The organism is Pseudomonas sp. F220 (genome assembly GCF_057813935.1).
Window position 1 is genome coordinate 1 of record NZ_JBVASJ010000073.1, and the last position, 7,943, is coordinate 7,943.

Consider the following 7,943-nt stretch of genomic DNA (forward strand, 5'->3'; position numbering starts at 1 on the left):
GGCAACGATAACGTGCGCAGTTCGTTGGGTGTTAAAGCCTTTATGAAAGGCTATACCGCACAAGGTGATGGCAAGCAGCAGTCGTTCAAGCCGTACGTAGAAACGAACTGGGTACATAATTCCGAAGACTACGGCGTGAGGATGGACGGTGTTGATGTCTCGCAGGAAGGTAGTCGCAACATCGCAGAGTTCAGAGTCGGTGTTGAAGGGCATGTCATGCCTCAGTTGAACGTCACCACCAGTCTGACTCAGCAGGTGGGGAGTAATGGCTGGTCGGACACTGCCGGCATGCTCGGTTTGAAATATTCCTTCTAAAGAGGCTCCGATCAACTTGCCGCCACCGTGCGGCAAGTTGAACGCTTCATTCTGCTTCAATTGGCCGCCGAGCCGGCTGACAGCGAGGACGCGTGGCATGTAATCCCCGCCAACTGGATGCTTGATCTTGCGTGGATCTGATCTGATCGCCCAGGGCTTCCACGTCTCTCCTGACTTCAATCTTTTGAACTGCCCGGTGCGGACCCCGCATGCCGGGTGGTGTGGCTGGGTATCTCCAGCTACTATCTGGCGCAGTGTTCTTTTACGTGGGCAAGAGCCGCGTGTGCTGCAGCTGTTTGCGGTGCTCAATGCGATACTCACGTTTTTGAGCATGTACTTTGGCCCAAACCCTTGGTATCTGGTACCGCTGATTCCGAATGCCTTCTTCAGTGCGTCAGAGGCACAGTTCAATGAATGCGTGACTTTGGACATGTTTATGGAAAACGCTTCGATTTCCTCGCTGTCGTTTGAGTGTGTGCAACCTGACGAGACAGGCAAGATCCGCCGTGTAGTGGTCGCTTCATCTCTTGGTAACGCTCTGGAGATATACGACTTTACGGTCTACAGTTTTTTCGCGGTTATTATTGGTCAGTTGTTTTTCCCGGCAGATTCATCTCTGGCATCGTTGATGATGTCGTTGCTGACCTTCGCCATGGGTTTTCTTATACGGCCGCTGGGCGCCGTGTTCATTGGCCGGTTCGCTGATCGTTATGGGCGCAAGCAGGCTTTGACCTTGAGCATCGCCTTGATGACAGCCGGCACGGGAATCATCGCCTTCACCCCGACTTATTCCAGTATCGGAAGCTTTGCCACGGCACTGCTGGTGCTTGGGCGGTTGCTCCAGGGGTTTTCGGCAGGCGGGGAGGTGGGCGCGGCTTCTGCTTTTTTAATGGAGTCTGGCCGCACCGACAATCGCTGCTTTATGGTCTGCTGGCAGGGGGCGAGCCAAGGGGCCGCCGCGCTGCTGGGGGCACTTTCCGGGCTGCTACTGACGACGATGTTGTCGGAGCAGGCGCTGTACAGCTGGGGCTGGCGGGTCCCGTTCATCTTGGGGTTGTTGATTGGCCCTGTGGGGTGGTACATCCGCAAATATTTGGCTGAAACCCACGAAAACCGCGACAGCCCTACGCTGTTTCGCGACTTTATGTGCCGTCATATTCGCACCTTGGGCCTGGGTATTTTGCTCATGGCGAGTTCGACGGTGAGCTTCTATATGGTGGTGTTCTATATGCCAACGTACCTGATCCGGACGTTGCATTACCCTAGCAGTCTGGCTTTTTCCTGGTGGCGTTTGCCTGCATATTGCTCGTTGTTGTCCCGCCTTTGGCTTCGCGGTTCGCTGACCGTATGCCACGGCGTAAACCGTTGTTGTATTGGTTGTTTGGTCGGCAGGTGGGGTTAACTTATCCTGCTTTTATGCTACTCAATCAGCAGAGTACGCTGCTCAGCCTAGCGGCAGTATCGATACTTATCTTGCCAATGGCTATCAGCGGCGGCGCTGGGCTGGCGCTGATGATGGAAGCCTTCTCACGTGATGAGCGAGTGACAGGCGTGTCGATCATCTACAGCTTTGGCGTGACACTGTTCGGCGGGTTTTCTCCGCTGCTGGTCACGTGGCTGATAGCAGTGACGGGCAGCCCACTGGTCCCCGCCTGGTACTTGTGCGCCGCTATCGTCTTGAGTGGTATAGCGTTGCGATTTTATCCCGAGCACCCGGGACGTCTTTGAATCAGTGCTGCCAACCGTTTGTTTATCAACGACTTGCATCGGTATTGATCCCGGCATGGGGTGCTGGGGGCGAGTGTTCGAATCACTCCGGCCCGACCATATTTTTTTAATGACTTAGCCAGGCCGAAAACGGTCTGGCTTTTTCATGTCTACGATTTAGGCATCTTGGTAGTTAAATGGTAGTGAATTGAGAATTGCTGGCGCTCGGTGTCGGTTTGCTGGGTTTGCGGTTTGCGGATAGCTGCCACTGCCGAAGGAAGCTGGTCGCTCCATCAGTTTAGGCTGCCCTGCTTGTGGTGTCAGTTACTGGCACTTGCTACGTGTGATGGGTGGAGGGTCTTTCTATTATGCCTTGCTCAGACCAAGTTTTAAGCGGTCGCCCCAAGGCCTGGGCTCACTTCAGGTCGTGCTATTTGATCGGCTCGTCAAGGCTGAGAGATGACTGTTTCGGCGGTATGACATTAAAACGTTCGATTTCGTTCGCTAGCATCAGATGTCGTGAGGGGGGGGCTATCGCGTCTCCTGAGTAGTTGGGCCGGTTCATGGCTGCTTAGTCTTCGCTGGGTTGGCTGTGGCTCAGTGCAATGATGTCGTTCATCGTCTTCACCTTCTTCAGGCGCTTTTCCACCTTTTGCCTGACCTTTTCCTGGTCGCCATTAAACGATGGTTGTTCGCTCTCCATGGCTAGCTCCCACATCACGAGACGCTCTGTGGTGCGCCCCAGATGCTTCATGGTTTGTTCAAGCTGAGCGTTGGCTGCCTCCAACGCGAGTTCTGCGCGCTTGCGTTCCAGCGCCAGGCCGGTCTTGAGGTTCTTCTCGCGCTCAGTATGTTTTCTGACGGCCCACTCAGCATCATCGATGAGCGTGGTGATGACTGCTGTCTCCGTGACCCTACGTGTCTCAACTGGCCGCAGTGATGAACCAGTTCAGTCCTGAGCCAAGCACTCAGTCATATGTGATCACCGATGACGTTGCGCTGGTCGTGGATGCAGCGCTCGCTCGATTGACCAAGCGCGAGCAGCAGATGGGGGATTTCGTCTGGTTTTACTTTGGCGCGAAGTGGCCAGCAAACCGTGTTGCGCGGGAGCATGGGATATCTGAGCGAAAGACGTGGGAATTGATTAAGGCGGGCGTGGCCTGGATCGACGGAGCGATTGATCGATCTACCGAAGCTGCGTAAAAAAGCTTTCCGTACAGATAAACACCTGTTTTCATGGCACGGTATTCAGCTGTTTCAGCGCGACACCACAGAGAAAGCCCGGCCATTGAGTCGGGCTTTTTTGTCGCCGGGTTAAAATACTCATGCGAGACTGGGAATAGCCCAGATCTCGAGATGAGGTTTCACCCGATGCAAAGAAATAAGTCGTTAGCAAAGTGTATTTTGGAGATTGTCGAGGACAGCACCCGCCTGAGTGGCATCAGCTACCCAGAGTTGCGCACTGCGTACGGCAAGCGGAATATCGTCTGGGACAATGGCGAGTCCTACCTGCTGGACCTTCTAATTGAAGGTGGATTTCTCAGTAAGGTCGAAGGGATTTCCTCAGTAGCTGATTACATCCAGCTGACGTGGACGGGTCATGATCTGCTCGACTCACTGAAGGAACAGCTTAAATAGTCTCAAGCCCAGCCCTCGCGCTGGTTTTTTTGTTCTCGGCCCACCCAGGCCCATAGCTCCGAGCTGGGAGTGCTGCTGGAGCCGAACCTATATCAAGGCTCGCCATGTTGGCGGGCCTTTTTCGATTCTGGAGCACAGCAATGCAAAGCCACGACTATGTGCCGCGCACTGAGCTGATTCTGGCTGGACAGTTTGACTCGGCCTGCAACTTTGTCGCGGCATACGTTGTTCATGAAGGCGAGTGGCTGCCGAAGGAAGAGCTAGAGTCCAAGCCTCGGCTGAACATCTACTACCCAATCGAAGCGCTGACTGCTCGCCGCGAAGGGATGTTGACGGTCCGCAATGCTGAGCAAGCCTGGCTGGATGTGACGATGCATGATCTTCGCGACATTCGCGGCAATAGCACGCCACTTGAAAAGCTTCTCTGGGAACTGGAATCTGCCGGGTTCAATATTGAGGGTGCTTGGTGGGAGCTGAGAACCTACCGTAACAAGCTGCGCGATTTTATGTCGTTTGCGACGGGTATGGGCCGGGTGGTCGAAGATCCTCAGCGATATGCTATCAACACAAACGGCGCCCGCTCTTGAGCAGCTAAATCAACACGCCCATCAATTTGAGGTTCGGGTTTCGGGAAGTCCTTTATCAACAGGATTTTTCGAATGTCCATATCTCCGCACGCTCAACGACCCAGTCGTGAGACGCCAGGGTCAAACATATGAGACGTGGCGTGAGGGAGAGGGGCGCACAGTTTCGCGATACTTGCTCAGTAGCTTTGACGTTACCTACTGAATGCAAGGAAATGAACCACATGCTCAAGAAAACTCTGGCTGTCATCTCGCTGGCGGCACTGGTTGCCGGCTGCCAATCGACAGGCGAGCAGTACCAGGCTGACGTGTTCGATGCTAGCCAGGTCAACACTAAACAGGCGGCCAAGACCGTCACCATCATTTCGGTGACACCGGCCAAGATCAAAGTCAGCAACGAATCTAACCGGAAGGCAGCGACTCTGGTCGGCGGCCTGATCGGCGCAGTAGGCGGTGGTGCACTGGGTGCGGGCCATAATCGTGATACGGCCTTGGTCGGCGGCGTAGCCGGTGGCGCTGCCGGTGCCTTGGCAGGCTCAATGGTCAACGACACTACACTGGTACCAGGTGTGCTGCTGGGCTATTCCGAAGCCGGCAAAATTTACACTTCGACCCAGGTCGGCAAGCCTTGCGAGTTCGCTCCAGGCCAGGTTTCCCTGATGGTGCAGATGCTCAACAACGAGACTCGCATCCAGCCAAACGCCACTTGCCCGCCACCTGTCAAAGCTTAGGAGGCTGGCATGAAAGGATTCAGTGTTGCATTGTTGTTGTCGCTGGTGACGACGCAGGCCTTCGCCCAGTCGCAATTCGACCAACTGCACCAGATTGAGGTCCAGCAACAGCAAGTCGACGCGGCCCGACAAGCTGACTATCAGCGTCAGGCAGCCGCCGCACAGGCGAAAGCCGCCGCAAGCGACGCGACCAACCGCCGCAACCGGTTGGTCGCGCAAAAGCATGCGGCCGAGCAGGCTGCAGCCGAACGCCAGGCCAAGGCTCAGGAAAACACTCGACTGCGTACCCGTGACGAAAAGGCCGAGGACGAAGACCGAGCGCTCGATATCGAAGAACGCAAGCTGCGTCTGCAGGCCCTCAAGGCCAAGACTGACCGTAGCAACGACTACATCGATGCTGAGCTGCACAATAGCGCCGCCAAGACCGACGTCATCCAGTCCAATGCCGATGCTGCGCGCAACGTGAGCTCAGGTGCCAAGGCTCTATTGGAGGACTCAGGCAAGGCCGAGGTCAATCGCTCGACCAAATGGTTTGGCAACAACTGATTGCTGCCGCGTTATCAATCGCTTGGCTGCGCTGGTACCCGGGGCGGGACAAACCCTACATCGAGGACATGGGCCGCTCGACACGCCGCATCCGCATGAGCGGCTTTTTGGTCACCGACAGCCAGGTGTACGGCGGTGGCAACGTCCTGGCGCAGCGTGATGCGCTGGTGGCGGCCGTTGAGGCGGCGGGGCCCGGGGCGTTAATGCACCCCACCCTGGGCGCGCTCCAGGTCAGTGTGCCCGTCGAGGGCCTGAGCGTGACCGAGCGCTGGGACATGGGGCGCTACTTTGAAATCAGTATCGTCTTCATCGAATCCGGTGATCGGGTTTTTCCCTCCATCACTACTTCGAGCGGCTCTCTGCTGGACAAGCTCGCCGCCGCCCTGGGTCTGTCATCGGCGCTGGACTTCATGCGCAAGGTCATCGGCGGTATCACCTCCGTGGTCAACGCGGTCGAGGGCGTGATCAAGTTCGGCAAGGCCGTGGTCGGGATGGTGGTGGGGGTGGTGGCGGATTTTCAGGTACTGGTGGGGCGTATCACCCACGACGTGCGCAGCATCACCAGCTTGGCCAGCCTGATGGCCGGTGACTTCGGGCGCTATGCCAACGGCAACGTCAGCAGTGCACTCACGGCCAGCAAAAAGACCCGGGACAGCAGCACCACCATGGCGGACTTGATCGCCCAAAACACGGCCAACCGCGCAACGGTCGATGGGGCCATGGACACCCTGACCACCGCAGCGGCGAACCTGGATGTCAGCAGTGGACAGGCATTCACCGATGCGGTGCAAGGTGTCATGGATGCGCTAGTGGCCGGCATTGCCGACCCAGGCAATGCTATTTCCTTGCTCGGGCCGCTGGCCAGCTACACGACGTCCACCTTTGGTGGCCCCGGCGCTATTGGTGCTGCCCGCGAGGTCGCTCAGGACGCCACCAGCGCGTTGTTGCGCCGTTCAGCCCTGGCTTCCATCGGCCAGGTGGTGGCGACGTATGTGCCGACTTCCTACGATGAGGCCATGACCACCATGGAGACGGTAACGGGGTTTATAGACGACGAGCTGCTGGTGGCCGGTGATGCCGGTGACGACGGCAGCTACAACGCGATGATCGCCCTGCGCCAAGCCGTCGTCAGCGCGCTCACCACAACGGGTGCGACCTTGCCAGCCCTGGAGACGTTTAGCTTTCGGGCACCGATGCCGGCGTTGGTCATGGCCAGCCGGCTGTACCAGGATGCGGGCCGCACGGATGAGCTGATCCAGCAGGCGGACCCTATTCACCCGGCGTTTATGCCGACGAATGTGAAAGTGCTGGCTCGATAATTAGGGCCGTTGAGGGCATTGCGGCGAGATAAATGGACTAATTATTTGGGATACGGCGGAGGGTGATTGATATCGAAATAGCATTCGATGTCGGTAAGCTACAAATCTATTTGCAATAGGCGTCGTAGTGAAGGTGCGCGTGGAAATAAGGTCATTTCCGGTGATATCGATATACATAGAGGGTGAATAATGGAATTTAAGAGCCATCTTGCCGACTACACAGAGCAGGAGTTCAGATCCCTGATTGACTCAATAGACGATGCCGGGACGGAGGAAGATCGTGGCGCGTTGGTGGAGCACTTCAATAAGGTCGTGCCGCACCCTGCGGGTAGCGACTTGCTCTTTTACCCAGAAGATGGGGCAGATGATTCGCCGAGCGGTGTAGTTCAGACAATCAAGGACTATTGCCTTTCTATGGGATTGCGGTGCTTCAAAGGCGCCTAAGGGGATCCCTCTGAGCTGCTTGGGGGCATTAGACGCTACGGGCTCGATAGCCAGGCGCTAAATCGTGTCGGTCCCAGCAGCCAAGCTATCTATCCGTCCAAAGAAAAACCCTAGTGCTCGTGAGAGCCCTGGGGTTTTTGGGTTTTAAGTCCGGCGAAACGAATCTTTTTGCAAGCATCCTCTGAGGTTATTCATGCAACCTGACGATCTAACCATCACGGCTGGCGGCTTTGACGTCACCGGCTGGACGGATATCCGCGTGACGCGGGGTATCGAGCGTTTGCCCAGCGATTTCAGCATTGGCATGACCGAGCTGTATGCCGGCGAGTTTGACCGATTGGTGCTGCCCCCTGGTGCTGCGTGCCAGGTGCGCCTCGGCCAGGACCCGGTGGTCACCGGCTATGTCGATCACTATGTCCCGAGCATCAGCGCGGGCAATCACTCGGTACACGTCAACGGGCGCTCCAAGTGCTCCGATCTGATCGACTGCGCGGCGGAATGGCCTGGCGGGCAACTGAGCAACCAAACCGTGCTAGTGTCCTGAGCGTGTAATTCGTTTATCTAAAAGCATATCGATATACTGACCAGACTTCGACCTCACTGAGCAGTAGTGCACATGGCCAAGCCCGCCGCCCCATTCGTTTTAACGCCATCTGACT

General features: G+C 56.6%; 10 protein-coding genes and 1 pseudogene. 10 read left to right on the plus strand and 1 reads right to left on the minus strand.

Annotated features, from left to right (window positions below; genetic code table 11):
• Together ACZYSM_RS28645 and ACZYSM_RS28650 are read left to right on the plus strand one after the other, a co-directional pair.
• Nucleotides 1-315: autotransporter outer membrane beta-barrel domain-containing protein (locus tag ACZYSM_RS28645; RefSeq protein WP_489076975.1), on the plus strand; the 315-nt coding region annotated here is incomplete at its 5' end.
• A 436-nt stretch (nt 316-751) separates the two neighbouring features.
• A pseudogene (locus ACZYSM_RS28650) lies at nt 752-2,043 on the plus strand (MFS transporter).
• Nucleotides 2,044-2,593: 550 nt separating this feature from the next.
• On the opposite strand, the gene ACZYSM_RS28655 reads toward ACZYSM_RS28650, so the two are convergent.
• Nucleotides 2,594-2,776, minus strand: coding sequence for a hypothetical protein (locus tag ACZYSM_RS28655; RefSeq protein ID WP_489076977.1), 183 nt, complete (start codon nt 2,774-2,776; stop codon nt 2,594-2,596).
• A gap of 164 nt (nt 2,777-2,940) precedes the next feature.
• Between ACZYSM_RS28655 and ACZYSM_RS28660 the strand changes: the two genes are divergently transcribed.
• The 8 genes from ACZYSM_RS28660 to ACZYSM_RS28695 all read left to right on the plus strand — a co-directional run bounded on the left by ACZYSM_RS28660 (nt 2,941) and on the right by ACZYSM_RS28695 (nt 7,828).
• Entirely contained in the window at nt 2,941-3,225 is a 285-nt protein-coding gene (locus ACZYSM_RS28660) for an antiterminator Q family protein (RefSeq protein WP_489076979.1), read from the plus strand.
• A gap of 168 nt (nt 3,226-3,393) precedes the next feature.
• A complete protein-coding gene (locus tag ACZYSM_RS28665) occupies nt 3,394-3,660 on the plus strand; it encodes a hypothetical protein (protein ID WP_489076981.1) in 267 nt (88 codons plus the stop codon).
• Between the two features lie 140 nt (nt 3,661-3,800).
• A complete protein-coding gene (locus tag ACZYSM_RS28670) occupies nt 3,801-4,247 on the plus strand; it encodes a hypothetical protein (protein WP_489076983.1) in 447 nt (148 codons plus the stop codon).
• Nucleotides 4,248-4,468: 221 nt separating this feature from the next.
• Nucleotides 4,469-4,975, plus strand: coding sequence for a hypothetical protein (locus ACZYSM_RS28675; protein ID WP_489076985.1), 507 nt, complete (start codon nt 4,469-4,471; stop codon nt 4,973-4,975).
• Nucleotides 4,976-4,984: 9 nt separating this feature from the next.
• Complete coding sequence (locus ACZYSM_RS28680; RefSeq protein WP_489076987.1) at nt 4,985-5,521, plus strand: DUF5384 family protein; 537 nt, start codon at nt 4,985-4,987, stop codon at nt 5,519-5,521.
• Nucleotides 5,503-6,840 carry a DNA circularization protein gene (locus ACZYSM_RS28685; RefSeq protein WP_489076989.1) on the plus strand — a complete coding sequence of 446 codons (1,338 nt, stop codon included), beginning with the start codon at nt 5,503-5,505 and terminating at the stop codon, nt 6,838-6,840. Before ACZYSM_RS28680 ends, ACZYSM_RS28685 begins: the two co-directional genes overlap by 19 nt.
• 189 nt (nt 6,841-7,029) lie before the next feature.
• Nucleotides 7,030-7,284, plus strand: a complete 255-nt coding sequence (locus tag ACZYSM_RS28690) for a bacteriocin immunity protein (RefSeq protein ID WP_489076991.1) — start codon at nt 7,030-7,032, stop codon at nt 7,282-7,284.
• A gap of 193 nt (nt 7,285-7,477) precedes the next feature.
• A complete protein-coding gene (locus tag ACZYSM_RS28695) occupies nt 7,478-7,828 on the plus strand; it encodes a phage baseplate assembly protein (protein ID WP_489076993.1) in 351 nt (116 codons plus the stop codon).
• Nucleotides 7,829-7,943: the final 115 nt, after the last annotated feature.

Coding starts and splice junctions, on each gene's coding strand:
- ACZYSM_RS28680 (WP_489076987.1), top strand. CDS start 4,985: ATGAAAGGATTCAGTGTTGCATTGTTGTTGTCGCTGGTGACGACGCAG.
- ACZYSM_RS28655 (WP_489076977.1), bottom strand. CDS start 2,776: ATGAAGCATCTGGGGCGCACCACAGAGCGTCTCGTGATGTGGGAGCTA.
- ACZYSM_RS28685 (WP_489076989.1), top strand. CDS start 5,503: ATGGTTTGGCAACAACTGATTGCTGCCGCGTTATCAATCGCTTGGCTG.
- ACZYSM_RS28690 (WP_489076991.1), top strand. CDS start 7,030: ATGGAATTTAAGAGCCATCTTGCCGACTACACAGAGCAGGAGTTCAGA.
- ACZYSM_RS28675 (WP_489076985.1), top strand. CDS start 4,469: ATGCTCAAGAAAACTCTGGCTGTCATCTCGCTGGCGGCACTGGTTGCC.
- ACZYSM_RS28670 (WP_489076983.1), top strand. CDS start 3,801: ATGCAAAGCCACGACTATGTGCCGCGCACTGAGCTGATTCTGGCTGGA.
- ACZYSM_RS28695 (WP_489076993.1), top strand. CDS start 7,478: ATGCAACCTGACGATCTAACCATCACGGCTGGCGGCTTTGACGTCACC.
- ACZYSM_RS28665 (WP_489076981.1), top strand. CDS start 3,394: ATGCAAAGAAATAAGTCGTTAGCAAAGTGTATTTTGGAGATTGTCGAG.